At 63.9% G+C, this 26,562-nt stretch carries 23 protein-coding genes; 3 read left to right on the forward strand and 20 right to left on the reverse strand.

The window, feature by feature from the left end:
- Positions 1-94: 94 nt before the first annotated feature.
- Positions 95-577 carry a CinA family protein gene (locus tag ACY8GK_RS10575; RefSeq protein WP_196177572.1) on the reverse strand — a complete coding sequence of 161 codons (483 nt, stop codon included), beginning with the start codon at positions 575-577 and terminating at the stop codon, positions 95-97.
- Between the two features lie 246 nt (positions 578-823).
- Between ACY8GK_RS10575 and mutS the strand changes: the two genes are divergently transcribed.
- Both mutS and fdxA read left to right on the forward strand, forming a co-directional pair.
- Positions 824-3,391: a DNA mismatch repair protein MutS gene (gene mutS / locus ACY8GK_RS10580; protein WP_196177872.1), complete on the forward strand. Its 2,568-nt coding sequence runs from the start codon at positions 824-826 to the stop codon at positions 3,389-3,391.
- A gap of 138 nt (positions 3,392-3,529) precedes the next feature.
- Positions 3,530-3,853 (forward strand): ferredoxin FdxA, encoded by a 324-nt coding sequence (gene fdxA, locus ACY8GK_RS10585; protein ID WP_196177574.1) that lies wholly within the window; start codon positions 3,530-3,532, stop codon positions 3,851-3,853.
- A gap of 642 nt (positions 3,854-4,495) precedes the next feature.
- Here the strand turns inward: fdxA and rpoS are convergent.
- The 8 genes from rpoS to ACY8GK_RS10625 form a co-directional block, all read right to left on the reverse strand.
- Positions 4,496-5,503 (reverse strand): RNA polymerase sigma factor RpoS, encoded by a 1,008-nt coding sequence (gene rpoS / locus ACY8GK_RS10590; RefSeq protein WP_196177576.1) that lies wholly within the window; start codon positions 5,501-5,503, stop codon positions 4,496-4,498.
- Positions 5,504-5,608: 105 nt separating this feature from the next.
- Entirely contained in the window at positions 5,609-6,463 is an 855-nt protein-coding gene (locus ACY8GK_RS10595; protein WP_462403010.1) for a peptidoglycan DD-metalloendopeptidase family protein, read from the reverse strand.
- A 167-nt stretch (positions 6,464-6,630) separates the two neighbouring features.
- Positions 6,631-7,269, reverse strand: coding sequence for a protein-L-isoaspartate(D-aspartate) O-methyltransferase (locus ACY8GK_RS10600; protein WP_196177876.1), 639 nt, complete (start codon positions 7,267-7,269; stop codon positions 6,631-6,633).
- A gap of 38 nt (positions 7,270-7,307) precedes the next feature.
- Complete coding sequence (gene surE, locus ACY8GK_RS10605) at positions 7,308-8,057, reverse strand: 5'/3'-nucleotidase SurE (RefSeq protein WP_196177578.1); 750 nt, start codon at positions 8,055-8,057, stop codon at positions 7,308-7,310.
- Positions 8,045-9,103, reverse strand: coding sequence for a tRNA pseudouridine(13) synthase TruD (gene truD, locus ACY8GK_RS10610; protein WP_462402960.1), 1,059 nt, complete (start codon positions 9,101-9,103; stop codon positions 8,045-8,047). Before truD ends, surE begins: the two co-directional genes overlap by 13 nt.
- Positions 9,100-9,573, reverse strand: a complete 474-nt coding sequence (gene ispF / locus ACY8GK_RS10615) for a 2-C-methyl-D-erythritol 2,4-cyclodiphosphate synthase (protein WP_196177582.1) — start codon at positions 9,571-9,573, stop codon at positions 9,100-9,102. The genes truD and ispF overlap by 4 nt, the downstream gene beginning before the upstream one ends.
- A 148-nt stretch (positions 9,574-9,721) precedes the next feature.
- Positions 9,722-10,582: an S-formylglutathione hydrolase gene (gene fghA, locus ACY8GK_RS10620; RefSeq protein ID WP_196177584.1), complete on the reverse strand. Its 861-nt coding sequence runs from the start codon at positions 10,580-10,582 to the stop codon at positions 9,722-9,724.
- A gap of 8 nt (positions 10,583-10,590) precedes the next feature.
- On the reverse strand, positions 10,591-11,703 hold the full coding sequence (locus ACY8GK_RS10625) for an S-(hydroxymethyl)glutathione dehydrogenase/class III alcohol dehydrogenase (protein ID WP_196177586.1): 1,113 nt from the start codon (positions 11,701-11,703) through the stop codon (positions 10,591-10,593).
- Positions 11,704-11,867: 164 nt separating this feature from the next.
- Between ACY8GK_RS10625 and ACY8GK_RS10630 the strand changes: the two genes are divergently transcribed.
- On the forward strand, positions 11,868-12,767 hold the full coding sequence (locus ACY8GK_RS10630; protein ID WP_196177589.1) for a LysR substrate-binding domain-containing protein: 900 nt from the start codon (positions 11,868-11,870) through the stop codon (positions 12,765-12,767).
- A 60-nt stretch (positions 12,768-12,827) separates the two neighbouring features.
- Here the strand turns inward: ACY8GK_RS10630 and ispD are convergent, their stop codons facing one another.
- The 11 genes from ispD to fabZ all read right to left on the reverse strand — a co-directional run bounded on the left by ispD (position 12,828) and on the right by fabZ (position 26,469).
- Complete coding sequence (gene ispD, locus ACY8GK_RS10635; protein WP_196177591.1) at positions 12,828-13,535, reverse strand: 2-C-methyl-D-erythritol 4-phosphate cytidylyltransferase; 708 nt, start codon at positions 13,533-13,535, stop codon at positions 12,828-12,830.
- The gene (gene ftsB, locus ACY8GK_RS10640) at positions 13,532-13,810 is read right to left on the reverse strand and encodes a cell division protein FtsB (RefSeq protein WP_462402961.1); all 279 of its coding nucleotides are present in this window, start codon (positions 13,808-13,810) and stop codon (positions 13,532-13,534) included. The genes ispD and ftsB overlap by 4 nt, the downstream gene beginning before the upstream one ends.
- Positions 13,811-13,967: 157 nt before the next feature.
- Entirely contained in the window at positions 13,968-15,257 is a 1,290-nt protein-coding gene (gene eno / locus ACY8GK_RS10645; protein ID WP_196177595.1) for a phosphopyruvate hydratase, read from the reverse strand.
- Positions 15,258-15,470: 213 nt separating this feature from the next.
- Complete coding sequence (locus ACY8GK_RS10650; RefSeq protein ID WP_196177597.1) at positions 15,471-17,099, reverse strand: CTP synthase; 1,629 nt, start codon at positions 17,097-17,099, stop codon at positions 15,471-15,473.
- Positions 17,100-17,370: 271 nt separating this feature from the next.
- Entirely contained in the window at positions 17,371-18,666 is a 1,296-nt protein-coding gene (gene tilS, locus ACY8GK_RS10655; RefSeq protein ID WP_462401246.1) for a tRNA lysidine(34) synthetase TilS, read from the reverse strand.
- Between the two features lie 144 nt (positions 18,667-18,810).
- Positions 18,811-19,758: an acetyl-CoA carboxylase carboxyl transferase subunit alpha gene (accA, locus tag ACY8GK_RS10660; protein ID WP_462401247.1), complete on the reverse strand. Its 948-nt coding sequence runs from the start codon at positions 19,756-19,758 to the stop codon at positions 18,811-18,813.
- 105 nt (positions 19,759-19,863) lie between these two features.
- Positions 19,864-23,388 carry a DNA polymerase III subunit alpha gene (gene dnaE / locus ACY8GK_RS10665; RefSeq protein ID WP_462401248.1) on the reverse strand — a complete coding sequence of 1,175 codons (3,525 nt, stop codon included), beginning with the start codon at positions 23,386-23,388 and terminating at the stop codon, positions 19,864-19,866.
- Between the two features lie 108 nt (positions 23,389-23,496).
- Positions 23,497-24,126 carry a ribonuclease HII gene (rnhB, locus tag ACY8GK_RS10670; protein WP_196177605.1) on the reverse strand — a complete coding sequence of 210 codons (630 nt, stop codon included), beginning with the start codon at positions 24,124-24,126 and terminating at the stop codon, positions 23,497-23,499.
- Entirely contained in the window at positions 24,127-25,254 is a 1,128-nt protein-coding gene (lpxB, locus tag ACY8GK_RS10675) for a lipid-A-disaccharide synthase (RefSeq protein ID WP_462401249.1), read from the reverse strand.
- Position 25,255: 1 nt separating this feature from the next.
- Positions 25,256-26,032, reverse strand: a complete 777-nt coding sequence (gene lpxA / locus ACY8GK_RS10680) for an acyl-ACP--UDP-N-acetylglucosamine O-acyltransferase (RefSeq protein WP_196177609.1) — start codon at positions 26,030-26,032, stop codon at positions 25,256-25,258.
- On the reverse strand, positions 26,029-26,469 hold the full coding sequence (gene fabZ, locus ACY8GK_RS10685) for a 3-hydroxyacyl-ACP dehydratase FabZ (protein ID WP_196177611.1): 441 nt from the start codon (positions 26,467-26,469) through the stop codon (positions 26,029-26,031). The genes lpxA and fabZ overlap by 4 nt, the downstream gene beginning before the upstream one ends.
- Positions 26,470-26,562: the final 93 nt, after the last annotated feature.

The raw sequence follows: 26,562 nt of genomic DNA on the forward strand, positions 1-26,562 counted from the left end.
TCACGTGATCGACAGGCCCTGATGGCCCAGATAACTGTATAAGTAGACAGTATTATTCCACAGTGGTGCGCTCGCGCAAACCCCTGTTCCCAATTTACTCTGCACCAAGCTGTAACAGCCGCTCGAGCGCGGCGATGACCGTCTGGCGCCGTACCGCGTCGCGGTCCCCGTCAAACAGCCGCCGCTCGCTCTCGACCCGGTCGCCGTCGGCCCAGGCCAGCCACACCGTGCCCACCGGCTTGGCCGGCGAGCCGCCATCGGGGCCGGCAACGCCACTGACCGCAACGGCGAAGCGTGCGCCACTGGCTGCCTGCGCGCCGCGTGCCATCGCCTCGACCACTTCCCGGCTGACCGCGCCGACCGTGGCGAACAGCGGCTGCGGCACCCCCAGCTGATGGGTCTTCTGCCGGTTGGAATAGGTGACGTAGCCCGCTTCGAACCAGGCCGAGCTGCCTGGCGCGCGAGTGATCGCCTCGGCGATCCCACCGCCGGTGCAGGATTCGGCTGTACTGACTTGGGCACCGAGACGACGCAGATGTTCACCGAGCTTGAGGGAAAGCGTGGAGATAGTGTCCATGTCGGTCTCCTTGGAAAGTCACCCTACCCTATCATCACGGTGGCAACGGGCAAGCTCGCAGACGCCGGGACACCGCGGCATTTGTCCGAGCCGAGCAATGAGCGCTCGGCGAATGCCCGCCTCGCGTGATACGCTGATGGCATCCAAAGCTGGAATCCAAGTAGCGGCGCTCATGGCGGACCGGATGGCCCCAGTGCTGCCCCAGCGAACCCGCCAAAGCGCCCTAAAGCACTGATGAATAAAGCAATTTCCGATTTTTCCGCACACACCCCGATGATGCAGCAGTACTGGAAGCTCAAGCACCAGCATCCAGACCAGCTGATGTTCTACCGCATGGGCGACTTCTACGAGATCTTCTATGAAGACGCGAAGAAGGCCGCGAAGCTGCTCGACATCACCCTGACCGCGCGTGGCCAGTCTGCCGGGCAGGCGATCCCGATGTGCGGGATTCCCTTCCATTCCGTGGAAGGCTACCTGGCCAAGCTGGTCAAGCTCGGCGAGTCGGTGGTCATCTGCGAGCAGATCGGCGACCCGGCCACCAGCAAGGGGCCGGTGGAGCGCCAGGTGGTGCGTATCATCACGCCTGGGACCGTCAGCGACGAAGCCCTGCTGGACGAGCGCCGGGACAACCTGATCGCCGCGCTGCTGGGTGACGAGCGCCTGTTCGGCCTGGCGGTGCTGGATATCACCAGCGGCCACTTCACGGTGCAGGAAATCAAGGGCTGGGAAAACCTGCTGGCCGAACTGGAGCGCATCGATCCGGTGGAACTGCTGATCCCGGATGACTGGCCACAAGGCCTTCCAGCGGAAAAGCGTCGCGGCAGCCGTCGCCGGGCGCCCTGGGATTTCGACCGGGACACCGCGCGCAAGAGCCTTTGCCAGCAGTTTGCCACCCAAGACCTCAAAGGCTTCGGCTGCGACAAGCTGACCCTGGCGATCGGCGCTGCCGGCTGCCTGCTGGCCTACGCAAAGGAAACCCAGCGCACTGCCCTGCCACACCTGCGCAGCTTGCGCCACGAGCGGCTGGACGACACGGTGATCCTCGACGGCGCGAGCCGGCGCAACCTGGAGCTGGATGTCAACCTGGCCGGCGGACGCGACAACACCTTGCAATCGGTCATGGACCGCTGCCAGACCGCCATGGGCAGCCGTCTGCTGACCCGCTGGCTGAACCGTCCGCTGCGCGACCTCAAGGTGCTCAAGGCTCGCCAGGGCTCGATCCGTTGCCTGCTGGACGGCTATCGCTTCGAAAAGCTGCAGCCGCAGCTCAAGGAAATCGGCGACATCGAACGCATTCTTGCTCGCATCGGCCTGCGCAATGCACGGCCGCGCGACCTGGCACGCCTGCGCGATGCGCTGGGCGCGCTGCCTGAACTGCACAATGCCATGGCCGAGCTGGAAGCGCCGCACCTGGCGCGGCTGGCCACCATCGCCGGGACCTATCCGGAGCTGGCTGGCCTGCTGGAGCGGGCGATCATCGACAACCCGCCCGCGGTGATCCGCGATGGCGGCGTGCTCAAGGTCGGCTACGACAGCGAGCTCGACGAGCTGCTGGCCATGAGCGAGAACGCCGGGCAGTTTCTCATCGACCTCGAGGCGCGGGAAAAGGCCCGTACCGGGCTGAGCAACCTGAAGGTCGGCTACAACCGGGTTCACGGCTACTACATCGAACTGCCGACCCGCCAGGCCGAGCAGGCACCTGGCGACTATATCCGTCGCCAGACGCTCAAAGGCGCAGAGCGCTTCATCACCCCGGAGCTAAAGGCCTTCGAGGACAAGGCCCTGTCAGCCAAGAGCCGCGCCCTGGCACGCGAGAAAATGCTCTACGACGCGTTGCTGGAAACCTTGATCGGTCATCTGGCGCCGCTGCAGGACACCGCCGCGGCCCTGGCCGAACTGGACGTGCTGAGCAATCTCGCCGAGCGGGCGCTGAACCTGGACCTGAACTGCCCAACCTTCGTCGACGAGCCGTGTCTGCGCATCGAGCAAGGCCGTCATCCGGTCGTCGAGCAGGTGCTGACCACGCCGTTCGTCGCCAACGACCTGGCGCTCGACGACAGCACCCGGATGCTCATCATCACCGGTCCCAACATGGGTGGTAAGTCCACTTACATGCGCCAGACCGCCCTGATCGTACTGATGGCGCATATCGGCAGCTTCGTCCCGGCAGTCAGCTGCGAGCTGTCGCTGGTCGATCGCATTTTCACCCGCATCGGCTCGAGCGACGATCTGGCAGGCGGACGGTCGACCTTCATGGTCGAGATGAGCGAGACCGCCAACATCCTGCACAACGCCACCGACCGCAGCCTGGTGCTGATGGACGAAGTCGGTCGGGGCACCAGCACCTTCGATGGCCTGTCGCTGGCCTGGGCGGCAGCTGAACGCCTTGCCCAGCTGCGTGCCTATACCTTGTTCGCCACGCACTACTTCGAGCTTACGGTGCTGCCGGAAAGCGAACCGCTGGTCGCCAACGTCCATCTCAACGCCACCGAGCACAACGAACGCATCGTGTTTCTTCATCATGTGCTGCCGGGGCCGGCCAGCCAGAGCTACGGCCTGGCGGTCGCCCAGCTGGCCGGAGTACCCGCCCCGGTGATCCAGCGGGCCCGGGAACATCTCGGGCGCCTGGAAACGTCCAGCCTGCCGCACGAAAAGCCGGCCAGCGACAGGCAGCAGCCCGCACTGCCGCACCAGAACGACCTGTTCGCCAACCTGCCCCATCCAGTCATCGACAAGCTTGGCGAGCTCGACCTGGACAACATGACGCCGCGCCAAGCTATCGAAATGCTATATCAACTGAAGAACCTGTTATAACGCGTGCCCGTACAAGCTGGTAGAATCCCGCGCGGTTTGCCGGCGCTGCAGAGCCCAGCCTGACCTGTAGCCGTACCTGTGAACCGCGCTGCCCTGCATTGAAGGGCACGCTGCCGTCGCCTGAGGAGAAAAATAGAAATGTCCTTCGTCGTCACCGACAACTGCATCAAGTGCAAGTACACCGACTGCGTGGAAGTCTGTCCGGTGGACTGCTTCTACGAAGGTCCGAACTTCCTGGTCATTCATCCGGACGAATGCATCGACTGCGCTCTGTGCGAGCCGGAATGCCCTGCCCAAGCCATTTTCTCGGAAGACGAAGTGCCTGCAGGCATGGAGCAGTTCATTGAGTTGAACGCCGAGCTGGCGGAGATCTGGCCGAATATCACCGAGAAAAAGGACGCGCTGCCCGAAGCCGAAGAATTCGACGGCAAGGAAGGCAAGATCCAGTACCTGGAACGCTGAGACGATCCAGAACCGAAAAGGCCCCTTCGCGGGCCTTTTTCTTTGCACAAAGAAAAGGGGCGGTTTTACCCGCCCCGCTTTTCTCCATGGTCCCTGTGTTCCTGACCATCATCCTGATGAATCGCTTCTTGCGATGTCCATGGCCTTCATCCGTGAAAGCCTGTGTCGGTCCGTCGACACACTTCGAATACTAGCCAATCCGACGCCGCGAGCAACCGTCAAACCTCTCTAATCAATTCAGCTGACATAACTGAACACATGAGACAACTGCCTGAAATAAAAGGCTTTTTATCTACTCGGACACTGGAAAAGACAATTGTTTACTCTTACTGAAGACGATTACCTACAGACGTTGTAAGCAATCTCTTACGCTTAAAGTATCGCTGGTGAAACAAGCGATGCGTGGCTATAACTATGGAAGCTGTGTTCCGGATGCCATCGTAGGCACGCTGGCGCGCCGGAGGCTGAACACTCGAGAAATGGCATGAAGACACAAGACCGCCCAGTCAGGCGCATGCGTCTTCAGACACTGCGCCTGGCTGGGCGGTCTTGTGCTATGACAGGAGCCCTATAGACTCCGGGCATCCGGGAAGTGATATCGGCCATCGCATGCCTGCCATGGGCAGACAGCGCATATCCGGCTTACTGGAACAGCGAATCGCTGGAAAGGCCGTTCTTTTCCAGGATTTCTCGCAGGCGCTTGAGCCCTTCCACCTGGATCTGACGCACGCGTTCACGGGTCAGGCCAATTTCCAGGCCGACATCTTCGAGCGTGCTGCTCTCGTGCCCGCGCAGGCCGAAACGGCGAATCACCACCTCGCGCTGCTTGTCGGTAAGTTCGCCAAGCCACTGGTCGATACTCTGGGACAGGTCATCGTCCTGCAGCAACTCGCAAGGGTCGGTAGGCCGGTCGTCCGTCAGGGTGTCCAGCAGTGTCTTGTCGGAATCCGGCCCCAACGACACATCGACGGAAGAGACGCGCTCGTTGAGCCCGAGCATTCGCTTGACTTCGGCGACGGGTTTCTCCAGCAGGGCGGCGATTTCTTCCGGCGAGGGCTCGTGGTCGAGCTTTTGGGTCAGCTCCCGCGCTGCGCGCAGGTAGACGTTGAGCTCCTTGACCACGTGGATCGGCAGACGAATGGTGCGCGTCTGGTTCATGATCGCCCGTTCGATGGTCTGGCGAATCCACCAGGTCGCATAGGTGGAAAAGCGGAACCCCCGCTCCGGATCGAACTTTTCCACCGCCCGGATCAATCCCAGGTTGCCCTCCTCGATCAGGTCGAGCAGCGACAGCCCCCGATTGACGTAGCGGCGTGCGATCTTCACCACCAGGCGCAGGTTGCTTTCGATCATCCGCTTGCGACCAGCCGGATCGCCCTTTTGCGAAAGCCGCGCGAAATGCACTTCCTCTTCTGGAGAAAGAAGCGGGGAAAAGCCGATTTCGTTCAAGTACAGCTGGGTAGCATCGAGGGCTCGACCATAATCGATGTACTTGTGCTGTTTGAGCGAAGAGCCTTGTCTGGCTCTGGTCCGAACCGAGGATACAGCAGGTTCGTCTGACACCACATCCGTTTCCAAGACAACGCCCGCTTCCATGATCAGCAGGTCGTCATCGATGTCAAACTCCGGCGCTTCTTTACTGAGAGCCATTGTTATAGTCCTTTGCTGAGTTCGAACTCAGACTCTAGCGGCACCTGGTTCCCTGGCAGCGCCAAAGCCTGTCCTTTCTACATCAGGTACGGACCGGAACAACCATCAACGGCGCGGCAGGAACTGAAGCGGATCGACAGGCTTGCCCTGGCGGCGGATTTCGAAGTGCAACTTTACCCGCTCGGCGCCCGTGGAACCCATTTCGGCGATCGTCTGCCCTGCCTTGACTTGCTGCCCCTCCCGAACCAACAGCCTGCGGTTATGCCCGTAGGCGCTGACATAGGTATCATTGTGCTTGATGATGATCAACTCGCCGTAGCCCCTCAAACCACTACCGGCGTAGACCACTGATCCATTTCCAGCAGCGAAAACAGGCTGTCCCAAATCCCCGGCGATATCAATGCCTTTATTCAAACTACCGTTTGAAGCGAACTTTCCGATCACCACGCCGTTGGCCGGCCACGTCCAGCCGCCGGCGGCGACCTCGGCCGCGGGTACCTTGGCGGCAACCGTGGGGGTCCTGGCGACCGGGGTCGTGGTGGTCGTCACGGTGGTCGAGGACGCTGGCTTGGAGCTGGCCGGCAGACGTGTCACGGTAGTGCGACTGGTCGACGAAGGACTCGAGACGACCGTGGTGCGGCTGCCCGAGCCGCTGCTGAAGCGGATGGCCTGGCCAGGACGAATGGTATAGGGCGCGACGATGCCATTGCGGGCTGCCAGCTCCTTGTAGTCCCAACCGTAGCGGAAAGCGATGGAATACAAGGTATCGCCCGGCTTGACGGTGTACTGGCCACTGGTCACCGGAGGACGCTTCGGCGCGGCAGCGTTGCGATCGACCACGCTGGCGCCGCCCGAACCGGAGCTGGAACAGCCTGTCAGCAGGACGCCGGCGGCCAGCGTCATTACCAGTAGCTTGAAACTCGTCAGACCCCTGCGCTGCCCAAAGACTGTGTGCCCCACCCGGCGCTCCCTCTCACGTAACGATATGAATGCGATATTGTTTCGAACATAACGAGCCGGCTGACTGCCGTTCCCTGCGGCTGCCCTGCCTGCCGTTGCCAGGCGCTCCGCTGGTAGACAGGGCAATGACGCGAGAATTCGTCGCCGACGCAAAATTCCGCTTCGACTCAGGCCAGCGGCCCGTTGAGCAACGGCACGAAGCGAACCGCGCCCAGGACCCTGCGCGAAAAGCCGTGCTCCTCGCGAATGATCAGCATCAGTTGCTGCGATTCCCCAGCCGCTCCGACAGGAATCACCAGGCGCCCCCCCGGCGCGAGTTGATCGAGCAGGGCCTGGGGCACCTGCGAGGCCACGGCGGTGACGATGATGCCATTGTATGGCGCCAGGGCCGGCCAGCCTTCGCAGCCGTCTCCCCAGCGGAATACCACGTTGCGCAGGTTGAGCTGCTGCAGGCGCTCCTTGGCACGGTCTTGCAGCACCTGGATACGCTCGACCGAAAATACCCGCTCCACCAGCTGGGCGAGTATCGCGGTCTGGTAGCCCGAGCCGGTACCGATCTCGAGAACCTTGTCCAGAGGACCCGCCTCGAGCAACAGCTCGCTCATGTGCGCGACCATGTAGGGTTGCGAAATGGTCTGGTTGTGGCCGATCGGCAGGGCCGTGTCTTCGTAGGCACGATGAGCCAGCGCTTCGTCCACGAACAGGTGTCTGGGTGTCTGTCGAATGGCATCGAGCACCCTGGAATCGCCGACGCCCTCCTCGCTCAGGCGCTGGACGAGGCGTTCGCGCGTGCGCTGGGAAGTCATGCCGATCCCGTGACGCTGCAGGTCGCTCTTCTGGCGCATTACAGCAGGCCCTCCAGCCAGCCATCGAGGCGCTCGAAGGCTTCGTTGAAGGTCCTGTCCAGCTGCAGGGGGGTCACCGAGACATAACCTTGCATCACCGCATGAAAGTCGGTTCCCGGCCCGCCATCCTCGGCATCGCCAGCCACGGCGATCCAGTAGCCTTCCTTGCCGCGCGGATTGACCACCTTGGTCGGTGCCGCTGCGCGTGCCCGGTGTCCCAGACGGGTCAGCTGGATACCGCGGATGCGCTCGAGCGGCAAGTTGGGGATGTTCACGTTGAGCACCGTGCGCGGCGGCAGGTCCAGGCGCGACTGGGCCTCGACCAGGCGGCGGGCGACATGCGCCGCGGCCGGCAGGTTGTCCGGCTGACGCGAAAGCAGCGAGAAGGCCAGCGAGGTTCCGCCCAGGAACCGCCCTTCCAGGGCTGCGGCCACAGTGCCGGAATAGAGCACGTCGTCCCCCAGGTTGGCGCCCAGATTGATGCCCGAGACGACCATGTCGGGCGTCTGCTCGAGCAGGCCGTTGAGCCCCAGGTGCACACAGTCGGTGGGCGTGCCGTTGAGGCTGATGAAGCCATTGGCCAGGACCTGCGGGTGCAGCGGGCGATCCAGGGTCAGCGAGCTGCTGGCGCCGCTCTTGTCCTGGTCCGGGGCGATGACCACGCACTCGGCATGATCGGCCAGGGCTGCATGCAGCGCGGCCAGGCCGGGTGCGGTGACGCCATCATCATTGGAAATCAGAATACGCATGGGCTGTCCGTCTGCCCTGCCGGCACCAGATCGACGAGTTCGCGCACCAACGCGGTGGCGAAGCATCCGGCCGGCAGGACGAATACCAGTTGCAGGATATCAGGCTCGGGATAATGCCACGTCAGGTCGCCAATAGGGAGCCGCAGGATACGCCGTTCGTGCTTCAGGCCAGCCGCGGCCAGCCACTGGCACAACGCCGCGTGCCGTTCGGCGAGCTGGGCCTCGAGCTCGGCGGGCTGCGCCTGCGCGGTGGAACTGCCTTCACCCCACAACGGCCCGGTCGGATGCAGGTCGAGCTGCTCCAGACGTGGATCGGAGCATTCCTCCTCGCCTGCCAGGAAGAAGCTGCGACTGTCGGTGAACGCCAGCAGATCGCCGACCTGTGCGCGGTCCCAGCTGCCCGCGGCCACACGCGCTGCCAGCACCTGGTTGAACAGGAAGCTGCGGGCTGCCGACAGCAGCCGCGAACGGACATTGCGTTGCTCTGGCAAGGCGCCACGTTCGGCCCAGGCCAGGGCGTCCTGCAAGTTGCCGCCGGCATGCCCGAAACGTTGCGCGCCGAAGTAGTTGGGGACGCCGTGCTGGCGAATCCGCTCCAGGCGCGCGTCGAGCGCCTGATGGTCAGCGGTCAGGGCGGTCAGACGCAGGGTGAAGCCATTGGCCGCATGGGCACCGCGTTGCAGCTTGCGCGAATGACGGGTCTGACGCAGAACGCGCAGGTCGTCGTCCAGGGCACGGGCAAGATCAGGGTCGGACTTGCCCGGCAAGTGCAAGCTGAACCACTGGCGAGTGAGCGCCTGACGGTCCTTCAGACCGGCGTAGCTGACCGTGCGCAACGGCACGCCAGCGGCCCGCGCCAGGCGGCGGGCGGCTTCCTCGGTATTGAGCTCGCGCTTCTCGACCCACAGCCAGAGGTGCTCGCCCTGGCCGGACAGGGGAATGTCGAGCACTTCGTCGACCTGGAAATCCTCGGCCACCGCCTTGAGCACCGCGCTGCCCAAGGCCGGACCGGCGGCGCGTGGCCCCAGCAGGTAGTGTTCGTTCATGCCGGCAGCAGCAGGGCAACCGCATGCACGGCGATACCCTCCTCGCGCCCGGTGAAACCCAGCTTCTCGGTCGTGGTGGCCTTGACGTTGACCTGGTCGAGCTGCACCTGCAGGTCCTCGGCGATGCGCTCGCGCATGGCCTGGATATGCGGCGCCATCTTCGGCGCCTGGGCGATGATGGTGGCGTCGACGTTGCCGACCTTCCAGCCCTTGGCCTGGATGATGCCGACCACATGACGCAGCAGCACACGGCTGTCGGCGCCCTTGAAACGTGGATCGGTATCAGGGAAGTGCTTGCCGATGTCACCCAGTGCCGCCGCGCCGAGCAAGGCATCGCTCACCGCGTGGAGCAGGACATCGCCATCGGAATGGGCCAGCAGGCCGTACTTGTGGGCAATCTGCAGCCCACCCAGGGTTATGAAATCACCATCGGTGAAACGGTGCACATCGTAGCCGTGGCCAATACGCATAGAAAAACGCCCTGATTGAGTCAGGGCGTGATTCTACCTGCTTTGTCCGGCCTTGGGCGCAATGTGCGTGCAGTTGCCATGGCCGACGCAGCCGCCGGCCTTCATGGGCGCCTTGGCCTGCACGGCATCATCATCTTGGCCCGCCCCTTCAGCTCACCACCCGGCCCAAGGCCAGGGCGTGATGGCGCAGGTGCTCCTCGATGAAGCTGGCGATGAAATAGTAGCTGTGATCGTAGCCTGGCTGCAGGCGCAGGGTCAGCGAATGCCCACCCTTGCGGGCGGCCTGCTCGAGCGCCTGGGGCTTGAGCTGGGTCTCGAGGAAGTCATCGCGGTCGCCCTGATCCACCAGCAAGGGTGGACATTGCCCAGCCTCCGTCTCGGCCAGCAGCACGCTGGCATCCCACTCGCGCCAGCGGGCACGATCATCGCCCAGGTAGCGGGAGAAAGCCTTCTCCCCCCAGGGACAGTCGATCGGGTTGCCGATCGGCGAGAACGCCGAGACCGAACGGTAGCGGCCCGGATTGCGCAAGGCGCACACCAGCGCCCCGTGGCCGCCCATGGAATGGCCACTGATGCTGCGCTGCTCGGAGGCCGGGAAGTGCGCCTCGATCAGAGCCGGCAACTCGTTGACCACATAGTCATGCATGCGATAGTGCCGGGCCCAGGGTTGCTGGGTCGCGTTGAGATAGAAGCCGGCGCCCTTGCCGAAATCCCAGGCGCCGTCCGGGTCACCCGGCACCTGCTCACCACGCGGGCTGGTGTCCGGCGCCACGATGATCAGCCCGAGCTCGGCGGCCAGGCGCTGGGCCCCGGCCTTCTGCATGAAATTCTCGTCGGTGCAGGTCAGGCCGCTGAGCCAGTAGAGCACCGGCAGTTTTTCACCCTGCTCGGCCTGTGGCGGCAGGAACACCGCGAACACCATGTCGCAACCGAGCACCTGAGAGGTGTGTCGATAACGCTTGTGCCAGCCGCCGAAGCTTTTCTGGCAGGAAAGGTTTTCCAGACTCATGGCCGACCTCAGAAGTGGATCACGCTACGGATGCTCTTGCCTTCGTGCATCAGGTCGAAGGCCTTGTTGATGTCTTCCAGACCCATGGTGTGGGTGATGAAGGTGTCCAATGGAATTTCGCCTTTTTCCGACATTTCCACGTAACTGGGCAGCTCGCTGCGACCGCGCACCCCACCGAACGCCGAACCGCGCCAGACACGCCCGGTGACCAGCTGGAACGGGCGCGTGGCGATTTCCTGGCCGGCACCGGCGACACCGATGATGACCGACTCGCCCCAGCCCTTGTGGCAGCATTCGAGGGCAGCGCGCATCAACTGGACGTTGCCGATGCATTCGAAGGAGAAATCCACGCCACCATCGGTGAGGTCGACGATGACCTCCTGGATCGGACGATCGTGATCCTTCGGATTGACGAAGTCGGTCGCGCCCAGCTGCTTGGCGATCTCGAACTTGGCCGGATTGATATCAATGGCGATGATTCGCGAAGCCTGCGCCTTGACCGCGCCGATGATGGCCGACAGGCCAATGCCGCCGAGCCCGAAGACGGCGACGGTGTCGCCCGGCTTGACCTTGGCCGTGTTCAGCACCGCTCCAATGCCGGTGGTGACACCGCAACCGAGCAGGCAGACCTTCTCCAGCGGTGCCTCCTTCTGGATCTTGGCCACGGAGATTTCCGGCAGTACGGTGTACTCCGAGAACGTCGAGGTGCCCATGTAGTGGAAGATCGGCTGACCCTTGTAAGAGAAGCGCGTGGTCCCATCGGGCATCAGACCCTTGCCCTGGGTGGCACGGATGGCCTGGCACAGGTTGGTCTTGCCGGAAAGGCAGAACTTGCACTTGCCACATTCAGGCGTATACAGCGGAATGACATGGTCCCCGACCGCCACCGAAGTGACGCCTTCGCCCACCGCCTCGACGATGGCCCCGCCTTCATGGCCAAGGATGGCCGGGAAGATACCCTCGGGATCCGCCCCGGAGAGGGTATAGGCGTCGGTATGACAGACGCCGGAGGCAACCACGCGCAGCAATACCTCGCCGGCCTTGGGCATGGCAACGTCGACCTCGACGATTTCCAGGGGTTTCTTTGCCTCGAAGGCTACGGCGGCACGGGACTTGATCATCAACATTGCTCCAAGAGGAAGTACGGTTCGACGCGATGGCAGGAGCCGACGAGCGCTATTGGCTCGAGAGCTGCCAGCCCTTTGGCTCGCTCCAGTGTAATTGATCGGATTTTGATGAATAATCGAGCCACGGACAAAACATTATTGCCGCACAGGGATAATCCATGCACAGTCGTTGGGAAGGTATCGACGAGTTCGTCGCCGTCGCCGAGTCAGGCCAGTTCACCGCGGCGGCCGAGCGATTGGGGGTGTCCTCTTCCCACATCAGTCGCCAGATCGCGCGCCTGGAGGATCGCCTGCACACCCGCCTGTTGTATCGCAGCACACGGCGCGTGACCTTGAGCGAAGCCGGACAGACCTTTCTCCAGCACTGCCAGCGGCTGCAGGACGGGCGCGAGGAAGCCATGCGGGCAATCGGCGACCTGGCCAGCGAGCCCAAGGGCTTGCTGCGTACCACTTGCGCGGTGGCTTATGGCGAGCGGTTCATCGTGCCGCTGGTGACGCGCTTCATGGCGGCCTACCCGCAACTGCGCGTGGAAGTGGAGCTGACCAACCGACCGCTGGATCTGCTGCACGAAGGCATGGACCTGGCGATTCGTCTTGGCCGCCTGCAGGACTCCCGGCTGGTGGCGACCCGCCTGGCCCCTCGGCGCATGTACCTGTGCGCCTCGCCGGACTACCTGGCGCGTTATGGTCGTCCTCACAGCATGTCCGAGCTGGCGCGGCACAACTGCCTGGTCGGCAGCTCGGACATTTGGATCTTGCAGCAGGATGGACGGGAACTGAGCCAGCGGGTCCAGGGCAACTGGCGCTGCAACAGCGGCCAGGCGGTACTGGATGCCGCCCTGCTGGGCATGGGGCTGTGTCAGTTGCCTGACTATTATGTGCTCGAGCATCTGCAAAGCGGCGCGCTGGTGCCCCTGCTCGAAGCCCATCAGCCACCCAACACTGCCGTGTGGGCGCTCTACCCGCAGCAGCGGCACCTTTCGCCCAAGGTCCGGCGCCTGGTGGACTATCTCAAGGAAGGCCTGGCGCAATTGCCGGCGTACCGAACGCATGACTGATCGGCGATAGCGAGATCGCCACCCTCGCCCACGGCAGCATGCCGCTGCCGACGGATTGACTCAGCGCCTGCCGACCCAGCGTTGGCGCAGCCACTCGAGATCCTCCGGACGGGTCACCTTGAGGTTGTCGCTACGTCCTTCGACCAGACGCGGGGCCTGCCCGGCCCACTCCATCGCCGACGCTTCATCGGTGACGACGACATCCGCCACCAGGCATTCGGCCAGCGCCCTGTGCAAGGCACCCAGACGGAACATCTGTGGCGTGAATGCCTGCCAGATGGTGCTGCGGTCCACGGTGGCGCTTACCCTGCCCTTGCCATCGGCGCGCTTGAGCGTATCGCGCGCGGGCACCGCCAGCAGCCCGCCGACCGGATCGTCGGCCAGTTCCGCCAGCAGGCGATCGAGGTCGCCACGCGCCAGGTTGGGCCGTGCCGCATCGTGCACCAGCACCCAGTCGTCATCGGCGGCGCCTTGGCCATGCAATACCAGCAAGGCGTTGAGTACCGAATCGGCACGCTCGCGCCCGCCCTCGGCGCGGCGGATCCGCCGATCGTTGGCACAGCGCAGGCGCGGCCAGTAGGGATCGTCCGCAGCCACGCTGACCACCACGCCGAGCAGTGCGGGATGATCCAGGAAGCAATCGAGGCTGTGCTCGAGCAAGGTCTGGCCCGCCAGTTCCAGGTATTGCTTGGGTCGGTCGGCGGCCATGCGGGCGCCCACCCCGGCGGCGGGGATCACGGCCCAGAAGGCCGGCAGGGAATCGTTCATTTCGGCAATTGGTAGAGGGTTTCGCCCTTCTTTACCATCCCAAGCTCATGGCGGGCACGTTCTTCGACGGTCTCCATGCCCTTCTTCAATTCGAGCACTTCGGCATCGAGCACTCGGTTGCGTTCCAGCAAGCGCTCGTTCTCGGCATGCTGCTCAGCGATCTGCTGCTTGAGTTCGGCGACCTGGGCCAGGCTGCCGCTACCTACCCACAGGCGGTACTGCAAGCCACCTAGCAACAGGAGCAGAACGAGGAACAACCAATAGGGACTGCGCATCGAGGTATCCAGGATAAAAGAGCACCGCTTCGGAGCTTCCGATAGCAAGAAGCCTGGCCAAGGCCAGGCTTCTTCGACAGAAAACCACCTGAAGCGTTCGAGCGGTCAGCGCGACACTTCAGACAACCTTGGCTGCTGTCTTTTTACCATCTCTGGCTCAGCCGCGAAACTCGGCACGACCACGATACACAGCCTTGGCACCCAGCTGCTCCTCGATGCGCAGCAGCTGGTTGTACTTGGACACGCGGTCGGAGCGGCACAGCGAACCGGTCTTGATCTGACCGGCAGCGGTACCGACGGCCAGGTCGGCAATGGTCGAGTCCTCGGTCTCGCCGGAGCGGTGCGAGATCACGGCGGTATAACCGGCCTGCTTGGCCATCTGGATGGCCTCGAGGGTTTCGGTCAGCGAACCGATCTGGTTGAACTTGATCAGGATCGAATTGCCGATGCCCTTCTCGATGCCTTGCTCGAGGATGCGAGTATTGGTGACGAACAGGTCGTCGCCGACCAGTTGCACCTTGGCACCGATCTTGTCGGTCAGGATCTTCCAGCCAGCCCAGTCGGATTCGTCCAGGCCGTCCTCGATCGAGATGATCGGGAAGCGCTCGGTCAGCCCCTTGAGGTACTCGGCGAAACCTTCGGCGTCGAACGACTTGCCTTCGCCGGACAGGTTGTACTGGCCATCTTCGTAAAACTCCGAGGCAGCGCAGTCCAGGGCCAGGGTCACATCGGTGCCCAGCTTGTAGCCGGCTTTCTCGACCGCTTCGGCGATGGCGCCCAGGGCATCTTCGTTCGAAGCCAGGTTCGGCGCGAAGCCGCCTTCGTCACCGACCGCGGTGCTCAGGCCACGCGCCTTGAGCACGGCCTTGAGGTGATGGAAGATCTCGGTGCCCATGCGCAGGGCGTCGGAGAAGGTCTTGGCGCCGACCGGCTGGACCATGAACTCCTGGATGTCGACGTTGTTGTCGGCGTGCTCGCCGCCATTGATGATGTTCATCATCGGCACCGGCATGGAGTACTGCCCTGGAGTGCCATTGAGGTTGGCGATATGCGCGTACAGCGGCAGGTCCTGGTCCTGGGCGGCCGCCTTGGCCGCGGCCAGGGACACGGCGAGGATGGCATTGGCGCCCAGCTTGGCCTTGTTCTCGGTACCGTCGAGCTCGATCATGGCGCGGTCCAGAGCCTTCTGGTCGGACGGATCCTTGCCCAGCAGCAGGTCGCGGATCGGGCCGTTGATGTTGGCCACGGCCTTGAGCACGCCCTTGCCCAGGTAGCGGCTCTTGTCGCCATCACGCAGCTCGAGCGCCTCGCGCGAACCGGTGGAAGCACCGGACGGCGCACAAGCGCTGCCGATGATGCCGTTGTCGAGCAGGACATCGGCTTCCACCGTGGGGTTGCCACGCGAATCGAGAACTTCACGACCTTTGATGTCGACGATCTTTGCCATTGTTGTAAGCACTCCAAAATTGACTAATAACAACGCAGCTGAGGGAAGAATCCGGCCATCGGCCAGGCAATACGCATCTGGGCAGCCCTGGAGACGGCAACAGCCCCCGACCGTCCGGTCAGGGGCTGGGTGGCGGTACTTTACCGGAGAAATTCATCGTCGAGCGGCCTGCAACGACGGAAATTTCCCCGGATCACGCTTCGTGAACCTGGCTCAGGCCTTGTTCTTCTGCGCCAGCGCTGCCTTGACGAAGCCGCTGAACAGCGGATGGCCGTCACGCGGGGTCGAGGTGAACTCGGGGTGGAACTGGCAGGCGACGAACCATGGGTGATCCTTGGACTCGACCACTTCCACCAGCGCACCGTCACCAGAGCGGCCGGAAACGACCAGCCCGGCATCGACCAGCTGGGGCAACAGGTTGTTGTTGACTTCATAGCGGTGGCGATGGCGCTCGACGATCACGTCCTTGCCGTAGCAACCGTGGACCTTGGAACCGGCGACGATCTGGCACTCCTGCGCACCGAGGCGCATGGTGCCGCCCAGGTCGGACGCTTCGGTACGGGTCTCGACCGCGCCGGTGGCATCGGCCCACTCGGTGATCAGGCCGACCACGGGGTGGCCGCTGTCACGGTCGAATTCGGTGGAGTTGGCATCTTTCCAGCCCATCACGTTGCGGGCGAACTCGATGACCGCCACCTGCATGCCGAGGCAGATGCCCAGATAGGGCACCTTGTTCTCGCGAGCGTACTGCACCGCGGTGATCTTGCCTTCCACGCCGCGCAGGCCGAAACCGCCAGGAACCAGGATGGCATCGGCGCCTTCGAGCAGGCCGGTGCCCTGGTTCTCGATATCCTCGGAATCGATGTAGCGCAGGTTGACCTTGGTGCGGTTCTGGATGCCGGCGTGGCTCATCGCCTCGATCAGCGACTTGTAGGCATCGAGCAGCTCCATGTACTTGCCGACCATGGCGATGGTGACTTCCTGCTCGGGGTTGAGCTTGGCGTCGACCACCTTTTCCCACTCGGACAGGTCCGCGCCATTGCACTGCAGGCCGAAGCGCTCGACGACGAAGTCGTCCAGGCCCTGTGCATGCAGCACGCCCGGGATCTTGTAGATGGTGTCGACGTCTTCCAGGGAGATCACCGCACGCTCTTCGACGTTGGTGAACAGCGCGATCTTGCGCCGCGACGACGCATCGACCGGATGGTCGGAGCGGCAGATCAGCACGTCAGGCTGCAGGCCGATCGAGCGCAGCTCCTTGACCGAGTGCTGGGTCGGCTTGGTCTTGGTCTCGCCGGCGGTGGCGATGTACGGCACCAGGGTCAGGTGCATCAGCATGGCGCGCTTGGAACCCACTTCGACACGCAGCTGGCGGATCGCCTCGAGGAACGGCTGCGACTCGATGTCGCCCACGGTACCGCCGATCTCCACCAGGGCCACGTCGGCGTCGCCAGCACCCTTGATGATGCGCCGCTTGATTTCGTCGGTGATGTGCGGAATGACCTGGATGGTGGCGCCCAGGTAGTCGCCACGACGCTCCTTGCGCAGTACGTGCTCGTAGATGCGACCGGTGGTGAAGTTGTTGTTCTGGGTCATGGTGGTGCGGATGAACCGCTCGTAGTGACCCAGGTCGAGGTCGGTCTCGGCGCCGTCATGGGTGACGAAGACCTCGCCATGCTGGAACGGGCTCATCGTGCCCGGATCGACGTTGATGTACGGGTCCAGCTTGAGCATGGTGACCTTGAGCCCCCGCGCTTCCAGGATGGCCGCCAGGGAAGCCGAGGCAATGCCTTTCCCCAATGAAGAAACAACACCGCCCGTGACGAATATGTAGCGCGTCATGAAAAACCCTAGAAGTCTGCGTTAAGGCGGCCAGAACCGCCGGAGAAAGCGAAGGAAGGCCGAAGCCCCCGATCACCTGCGTCGATCACAGTGCATCTCGAAATACTGCCGCGTCTGTACAGACCGGGCATGGAGGACCCGGCATGGAGCTCGCTCGTCATTTCTGGAATCGCCCAGCAAAGAACTGCTTGGTAATCGGCAGCTTCCGTGTTTCCAAAGGAGCCACAGAAGCTGTATCAAGAAGGGAGGGTAGTCTACCGGAATGTACCTTTCAGCTCAAACCTTGCGCGCTGGTGGGCGGCTGCCATAGCAGCTGCCAGTCACCCTGGCTCAGCGTCGGCAGGTTGGCCACCGCCAGCAGCCGCTGGCCTTCGAACAGCAGTGGCAGGCGCGCACGGACGAAGTGCGGCACGCGCGACTCGTTGAGCAGGCGCTTGAGGTCCCGATGCCCGCGCCCGGCGACCAGCAGCTGCTCGCCACCCTGGCGGTAGGCGATGCGCAACGGCCCCTGCGGCACACGGCCACGCAAGCGCACCGACCCGTTGCCCGCCAACTGCAACGGAGCATCAGGATCGTCCCAGGCTGTCGAGCCTGCGGCGGGACGCAGCCAGTCTCCGGCCAACCACCAGATCCGCCGGTTGCTGCGCTGCAGTTGTCCATCGGCCAGGCGCCACACCGGGGCGGTGTCTTCGGCGGCATCGCGCAGGGCCTTCCAGCCGGCCCAGTGCCGGCTGTCTGGCAGGCGGGTACGTCCGGCCAGCCAGCAGCGCAAGGCGTTGCGCTGGCGCGCCTCGGTCAGGCCAGCCAGGGCATCGAGGTCGAGCGAGTCCAGTTGCAGCCACGCAAACGGCGAGCCCGGCCGCGCGGGCGCGAGGTCATTCTCGGCGAGCTCGTCCAGCAAGCCGAGTGCCTCGTCCAGATGCTGGGCGCTGCGCGCCAGGTTCTGGTTCACCTGGCTCCAGCGCTGGCCCAGCAGCGGGATCACCTCGCGGCGCAGGAAATTGCGCGCGAAGGTGGTGTCCTGGTTGGAAGGATCCTCGACCCAGGACAGCCCGGCATCTTGCGCATGCCGCAACAATTGCGCCCGCGATAGGCCCAGCAGCGGTCGGACCAGCCAGCCCTGCCCCAAGGAACGGGCCTGGGGCATCGCGGCCATGCCTCGCAAGCCGGCGCCGCGCAACAGGCGCAACAGCAAGGTTTCGGCCTGGTCGTCACGGTGCTGCGCGCTGAACAGCACTTCGCCGGGACCAAGGATGTCACTGAACGCCTGGTAGCGAGCTTGGCGCGCAGCCTGTTCGAGACTGGCCTGGCACGCGACCTGGACACGCATCACCCGTAGCTCGACACCCATCTGCGCGCATATCCGCTGGCAGTGTTCGGGCCAGGCATCGGCCGCCGGCTGCAAGCCATGGTGCACGTGCACGGCGCGTAGCGCGGGAGTCTGGTGGATACGGGCATGAAGGGCTAGCAGATGGAGCAGGACGGTCGAATCGAGGCCGCCGGAAAAGGCGACATGCCAGGCGGGCGCGTCGAGCCACGGGGAAAGCGCATCGGTGAGGTCGAGCATCAAGCCCCCCATGGAAGCAGGGTCGCCGTGGATAGGTGCCGGTCCGGCGCTCCGGCTGCGGCCGTTCCTACCTATATACAAGCCCGCCCACGGCACCGGTAGCGGTCGATCCGCGACCAGTGCTGGGCGATCGAGCCGTCGACGTCAGAGGCCGTAGCTCATCAGGCGGTCGTAGCGACGCTGCAGCAGCGTGTCATGGTCCAGCGCCGCGAGCATGTCCAGCTGCTCGTTCAGGTCGGCGCGAATGCTGGCCGACATGGCGGCCGGGTCACGGTGCGCGCCGCCCAGAGGCTCGCTGATGACCTTGTCGACGATGTTCAGGCTCTTCAGGCGCTCGGCCGTGATGCCCATGGCTTCGGCGGCATCGGCCGCCTTCTCGGCGGTCTTCCACAGGATCGAGGCGCAGCCTTCCGGCGAGATCACCGAGTAGGTGGAATACTGCAGCATGTTCAGCTGGTCGCAAACGCCGATGGCCAAGGCGCCGCCAGAACCGCCTTCGCCGATCACGGTAGCGATGATCGGGGTCTTCAGGCGTGCCATGACCCGCAGGTTCCAGGCGATCGCCTCGCTCTGGTTGCGCTCTTCGGCGTCTATGCCCGGGTAGGCGCCGGGGGTGTCGATGAAGGTCAGGATCGGCATCTTGAAGCGCTCGGCCATTTCCATCAGGCGACAGGCCTTGCGGTAGCCTTCCGGACGCGGCATGCCGAAGTTGCGACGAACCTTTTCGCGCACTTCGCGGCCCTTCTGGTGGCCGATGACCATCACCGGTCTGCCGTCCAGGCGGGCGGTGCCGCCCACGATCGCGGCATCGTCGGAGAAATGCCGGTCGCCATGCAGCTCTTCGAACTCGTCGAAGACGTGCTGGATGTAGTCGAGGGTGTAGGGACGACGTGGATGACGCGCCAGGCGCGCGATCTGCCAGCTGGTCAGGTTGCCGAAGATGCTTTCGGTCAGGGTGTTGCTCTTGTCTTGCAGACGGGCAATTTCATCGCTGATGTTCAGCGAATTGTCGTTGCCGACCAGGCGCAGCTCTTCGATCTTGGCTTGCAGGTCGGCAATCGGCTGTTCGAAATCCAGGAAATTCGGGTTCATAGGCTTCCGTCTTGGGTCTACGGCCAGGCGGCCGGCCGGTTGATCCGTTTGGCGCCCTACCTTAAGGGATCGGGCGCATTCAGGTCGAGATTAAATTTGCTTGGCTCAACGGTATTGCAGGAAGACGTTCTCACGTCCGAACTGGTCACGCAGCGCCTGTATCAGGCCATCCGCCGGGTCGATGCTCCAGTCGTCGCCGAAGCGCAGCATGGCCTTGGCGTCGCTACCGATGTATTCCAGGGTGATCGGGCAGGCGCCGCGGTGACGGGTGATCAGCTCGCCCAGCCAGTGCAGCCGGTCACCCTTGAGCGCGTCGTGGGCGACCTTCAGGCGCAGGCTCTCGGCCAGCCGGGTGCGTGCATCCTCCATGGTCATCACCTGCTTGACCCGCAAGCGCAGCCCGCCGGAAAAATCATCGTTGCTGACCTCCCCTTCCACCACCACCATGGCGTCGGTCTGCAGCAGCGCCTGGGCAGACATGAACGCATCGGCGAACAGCGAGGCCTCGATGCGTCCGGAGCGATCGTCCAGGGTGACGAAGCCCATCTTGTCGCCTTTCTTGTTCTTCATCACGCGCAGCGCGATGATCATCCCGGCAATGGTCTGGGTTTCGCGCGAAGGCTTCAGGTCGACGATGCGCTGACGGGCGAAACGGCGGATCTCGCTTTCGTACTCGTCGATCGGGTGTCCGGTGAGGTACAGGCCAAGGGTATCCTTCTCGCCGCGCAGACGCTCCTTGAGGGTCAGCTCGCGGGCCTTGCGATGATTGGCATAGACGTCGGCGTCGGGCTCGACGAACAGGCCGCCGAACAGGTCGGCATGCCCGCTGTCGGCGGTGCGCGCGGTCTGCTCGGCGGACTTGATGGCCTCCTCGAGAGCCGACAGTAGGATCGCCCGGTTGCGGTCGATGTTCGCCTGGTAGGCCTTGAGCTCGTCATGGAAGTACGGTCCGAGGCGATCAAGCGCACCACTGCGGATCAACGCATCGAGGGTGCGCTTGTTGATGCGCTTGAGGTCGACGCGCTCGCAGAAGTCGAACAGGTCCTTGAACGGCCCGCCCTGGGCGCGCGCCTCGACGATCGCTTCCACGGGCCCTTCGCCGACGCCCTTGATGGCGCCCAGGCCGTAGACGATGCGCCCGCCGTCGTTGACCGTGAACTTGAATTCGGAGGTGTTGACGTCCGGCGCATCGAGACGCAGCTTCATGCTGCGCACTTCCTCGATCAGCACGACCACCTTGTCGGTGTTGTGCATGTCGGCGGACAATACCGCGGCCATGAACGGCGCCGGATGATGGGTCTTGAGCCAGGCGGTCTGGTACGACACCAGGCCGTAGGCGGCCGAGTGGGATTTGTTGAAGCCGTAGCCGGCGAACTTTTCCACCAGGTCGAAGATGTTGCCGGCCAGGTCCGCATCGATGCCGTTCTGCGCGCAACCTTCGATGAAGCCGCCACGCTGCTTGGCCATTTCCTCGGGCTTCTTCTTGCCCATCGCCCGGCGCAGCATGTCGGCGCCACCGAGCGTGTAGCCAGCCATGACCTGGGCGATCTGCATCACCTGTTCCTGGTAGAGGATGATGCCATAGGTCGGTGCCAGCACCGGACGCAGGCCGTCGTACTGATAATCCGGGTGCGGATACGCCAGCTCCGCGCGGCCATGCTTGCGGTTGATGAAGTCGTCCACCATGCCCGACTGCAGCGGGCCGGGGCGGAACAGCGCGACCAGTGCGATAAGGTCTTCCAGGCAGTCGGGCTTGAGCTTCTTGATCAGCTCCTTCATGCCGCGCGATTCGAGCTGGAACACGGCCGTGGTCTCGGCGCGCTGCAGCAGTTCGTAGGTCTTCTTGTCGTCCAGCGGGATGAAGTCGATGTTGACCTCGGGCAGGTCGTTCTTGGCCTGCTCGCGGTTGATGGTCTCCATCGCCCACTTGATGATGGTCAACGTGCGCAGGCCGAGGAAGTCGAACTTGACCAGGCCCGCCGCCTCGACATCGTCCTTGTCGAACTGGGTCACCAGGCCGCCGCCCTCCTCGTCGCAGGCGATCGGCGAAAAGTCGGTGAGCTTGGTCGGAGCGATGACCACACCACCGGCGTGCTTGCCGGTGCCCCGGGTGACGCCTTCGAGCTTGAGCGCCATATCCCAGATTTCCCGGGCATCCTCGTCGCCCTTGAGGAAATCGCGCAGCACCTCTTCCTGCTCGTAGGCCTTCTCCAGGGTCATGCCCACTTCGAAGGGGATCATTTTCGACAGACGATCGGCCAGGCCATAGGACTTGCCCTGGACCCGTGCCACGTCGCGCACCACCGCCTTGGCGGCCATGGTGCCAAAGGTGATGATCTGGCTCACCGCGTTGCGGCCATAGGCGTCGGCGACGTACTCGATCACCCGGTCGCGACCGTCCATGCAGAAGTCGACGTCGAAGTCGGGCATCGAGACCCGCTCGGGGTTCAGGAAGCGTTCGAACAGCAGGTCATAGGCCAGCGGATCGAGGTCGGTGATCTTCAGCACGTAGGCCACCAGCGAGCCGGCGCCGGAGCCACGGCCAGGACCGACCGGCACGCCGTTGTTCTTGGCCCACTTGATGAAGTCCATGACGATCAGGAAGTAGCCGGGGAAGCCCATCTGGATGATGATGTCCAGTTCGAACTTCAGGCGGTCCAGGTAGACCTGACGCCTGGCCTCGTAGTCGGGGGTGCTGTCCTTGGGCAGGATGACCGCCAGACGCTCCTCCAGGCCCTCATGGGACACATGGCGCAGGTAGTCGTCGATGCCCATGCCGTTCGGCGTGGGAAAATCCGGCAGAAAGTGCTTGCCCAGCTGCACCTGGATATTGCAGCGCTTGGCAATCTCGACGGTGTTGGCCAGCGCCTCGGGCAGGTCGCTGAACAGCTCGACCATCTCCTCGGGGCTCTTGAGGTACTGCTGATCGCTGTAGAGCCGTGGACGGCGCGGGTCCTCGAGGGTCCAGCCCTCGCCGATGCATACCCGCGTCTCGTGCGCATCGAAGTCGGACTGACTGATGAAGCGCACATCGTTGGTCGCCACCAGCGGAGCCCCGAGGCGATCGGCCAGGGCGACCGCCGCATGCAGGTAGTCCTCGTCGCCCGGTCGTCCCGTGCGTTGCACCTCGACGTAGAAGCGCTCCGGGAACATGCCCATCCAGTCGCGCAGCAAGGCTTCGGCGTCGGCCTCGTTGCCATTGAGCAGCGCCATGCCGATATCGCCTTCGCGCGCCGCGGACAGGGCGATCAAGCCTTCGCTGGCCGAGGCGATCCAGTCACGCTGGACGACCACCAGGCCACCGCGCTGGCCTTCGACCCAGCCTCGCGAAATCAGCTCGGTGAGGTTACGATAGCCCTGCCCGTCCATGGCCAGCAGGCAGATGCGCGACAGGGGCGCATCTGCGTCGGCGCCGGCCAGCCACAAGTCGGCGCCGCAGATCGGCTTGATCCCGGCGCCCATCGCGGCCTTGTAGAACTTGACCAGCGAGCACATGTTGCTCTGGTCGGTGATCGCCACCGCCGGCATGTTCATCCCCGCCAGCGTCTTGACCAACGGCTTGATTCGCACCAGGCCGTCGACCAGGGAGAATTCGGAATGCACGCGAAGGTGAACGAAGGAGACCGACATGGATGTTCCTATAAGCAGTGCGCAACGAGGGGCGCGATTGTACCGTAATGCCCGATCCCTGGCCTGACTCGCAAGACACCGGCGCCGGCCGGTAGCGCTATGCCAGGGTCACTCGCAAAGCAGCGACCCGGCCAGCGTGTCGCGAGCCTCCCAGGCCGCGCGGACCGGGGCGAACGAACGCCGATGGATGGGCGTCGGCCCGAGGCGTGCCAGGGCCTCCAGGTGCGCCGCGGTCGGATAGCCCTTGTGGCCGCCGATGCCGTAGCCAGGATAGATCAGCTCGAAGGCGCTCATCTCCCGGTCACGGCTGACCTTGGCCAGGATCGAAGCCGCGGCGATGGCTGGCACCTGCGCATCGCCCTGGATCACCGGGGCGCAGGGCACGCCCAGCTGCGGACAGCGGTTGCCATCGATCAGCGCGAGCCTGGGCGTGACATGCAGCCCCTCGACCGCCCGTTGCATCGCCAGCATGGTCGCCTGGAGAATGTTCAGCCGGTCGATTTCCTCGACCTCGGCGCGGGCGATGCAGAAGCTCAGGGCTTTTTCGCAGATCTCGTCGAACAGCCGCTCGCGCTTGGCCTCGCTGAGCTTCTTCGAATCATTGAGCCCGAGGATCGGGCGGGACGGGTCGAGAATCACCGCAGCGGTGACCACCGCGCCACACAAGGGTCCGCGCCCGACCTCGTCGACGCCGGCGACCAGGTCTTCGACCAGGGTGAAATCCAGTCCCATCTGCATCTAGCGATCCCCCAGCAAGGCCAGCACGGCGTCGGCCGCCTGGTTCGAGGCATCGCGACGCAGGACCCGATGGATCTGATCGAAATGCTCGGTTTGCTGCCGGCCGTCGTCTACCAGCGGCGCCAGGGTCTGTGCCAGGGCTTCGCTGGTTGCGGCCTCCTGCAGCAGCTCGGGAACCAGCTGACGCTGCGCGAGCAGGTTCGGCAGCGAGACGTAGGGGCTTTTCACCATGCGCTTGAGTATCCAGTAGGTCAACGGCGCCAGACGGTAGGCGACCACCATGGGACGCTTGTACAGCAGGGCCTCCAGCGTCGCGGTGCCCGAGGCGATCAGTACCGCGTCGCAGGCCGCCAGGGCCTGGTGCGAACGGCCATCGAGCAAGGTCAGCGGCAAACTGCGCCCTTCGAGCATCTGTTCGAGCTGGGCGCGGCGTGCCGCATTGGCGCATGGCATCACGAAACCCACCCCTGGCACCAGTTCGAGCAGACGTTCGGCGGCATCCAGGAACAAGGCGCCCAGACGCGCGACCTCGCCACCCCGGCTGCCAGGCATGAGCGCGACCAGCGGGCCTGGAGCCAGGCCCAGCTCGGCACGCGCGGCCTGGCGATCGGCCTGCAGTTCGATGGTGTCGGCCAGCGGATGGCCGACGAAGCGTACCGGTACGCCCTGCTCTTCATAGAAGCGCGCCTCGAATGGCAGCAGGGTCAGCATCAGGTCACAACCTTCGCGAATCTTCAGCACACGTTTCTGCCGCCAGGCCCATACCGATGGGCTGACGTAGTGCACGGTCTTGATACCGACCTTGCGCAAGCGCAGTTCGATATCGAGCGTGAAGTCCGGCGCATCGATGCCGATGAACACATCGGGCTTCTCGGCAATGAAGGTCTGGATCAAAGCCTTGCGACGCTTGAGCAGCTCGCGCAGACGCCCCAGCACCTCGACCAGTCCCATGACCGCCAGGCGCTCCATGGGGAAGTAGGACACCAGGCCCTGGGCCTCCATCAACGGCCCGCCGACACCGATGAAGCGAATGTCCGGATGGCGCGCCTTGAGGGCCCGCATCAGGCCGGCGCCGAGGATGTCGCCGCTGGCTTCACCGGCGACCAGCGCCACGCAGAGCTGGCCCATGTCAGCGAGTGATGCCGCGAGCGGAGCTCAGGATCGACTGGCGGAACAGTTCGACTTCGGCGAACTGGCTGGCCAGGTCGTCCAGCCCCTTGAGCGCATCCTCGACCGCCAGCCCTTGGCGATAGACGATCTTGTAGGCACGCCGCAGGGCGTGGATGACGTCGTCGCCGAAGCCGCGTCGACGCATGCCCTCGAAGTTCATGCTGCGCGCCTCGGCCGGGCTGCCGAACACGGTGACGAAGGCCGGGACATCCTTGCCGATCGCCGTACCCATGCCCGAAAAGCTGTGCGCGCCGATGTGGCAGTACTGGTGGACCAGGGTATAGCCGGACAGAATCGCCCAGTCGCCCACATGCACATGGCCGGCCAGAGCCGTGTTGTTGACCAGGATGCAATGATTGCCGATCACGCTGTCGTGGCCGACATGCGCATAGGCCATGATCAGGTTGTGATCGCCTATGGTGGTCTCGGAACGATCCTGAACGGTGCCACGGTGGATCGTGACCCCTTCGCGGATCACGTTGTGGTCGCCGATCACCAGGCGGGTCGGTTCGCCGTTGTACTTCAGGTCAGGGGTGTCTTCCCCGATCGAGGAAAACTGGAAGATACGGTTGTGCCGGCCGATCCGGGTCGGGCCCTTGAGCACGACGTGCGGGCCGATGACGGTACCTTCTCCGATCTCGACGCCAGCACCGACGATCGACCACGGGCCCACTTCGACGCCCTCGGCCAACCTGGCCGAGGGATCGACGATCGCCCGAGGATCAATCGAACTCATAGTTCACGTTCCGCACAGATGATCTGGGCAGAACAGACCTGCTTGCCGTCCACCGTGGCCTGGCACTCGAACTTCCAGATCTGCCGCTTGCGGCTGAGAAAGCGCGCTTCGAGGATCAGTTGGTCGCCCGGCAGTACCGGCTGGCGGAACCGCAGGTTGTCCGAGCCCACGAAATAGTAGAGGGTGCCGTCGGCCGGCTTGGCGTCGAGCATCTTGAACCCGAGAATGCCGGCCGCCTGGGCCATTGCCTCGATGATCAGCACGCCCGGCATGATTGGATGCTGCGGGAAGTGGCCATTGAAGAATGGCTCGTTGATGCTGACATTCTTGTAGGCACGAATGCTCTGAGCCTCGAAATCCAGGTCCGTCACGCGGTCCACCAGCAGGAACGGGTAACGGTGAGGCAGGTATTCGCGAATCTCGTTGATGTCCATCATTTCGGGGGGAAGCCTGTAGTAATAATAGGGAGCGCAGGTGCTGACCACACGCTCCTCTTGCGATGCCAGAGAGGAGCCAGCTAGCGACGGTTC

The sequence above is a fragment of the Pseudomonas sp. Marseille-QA0332 genome (assembly GCF_054950175.1).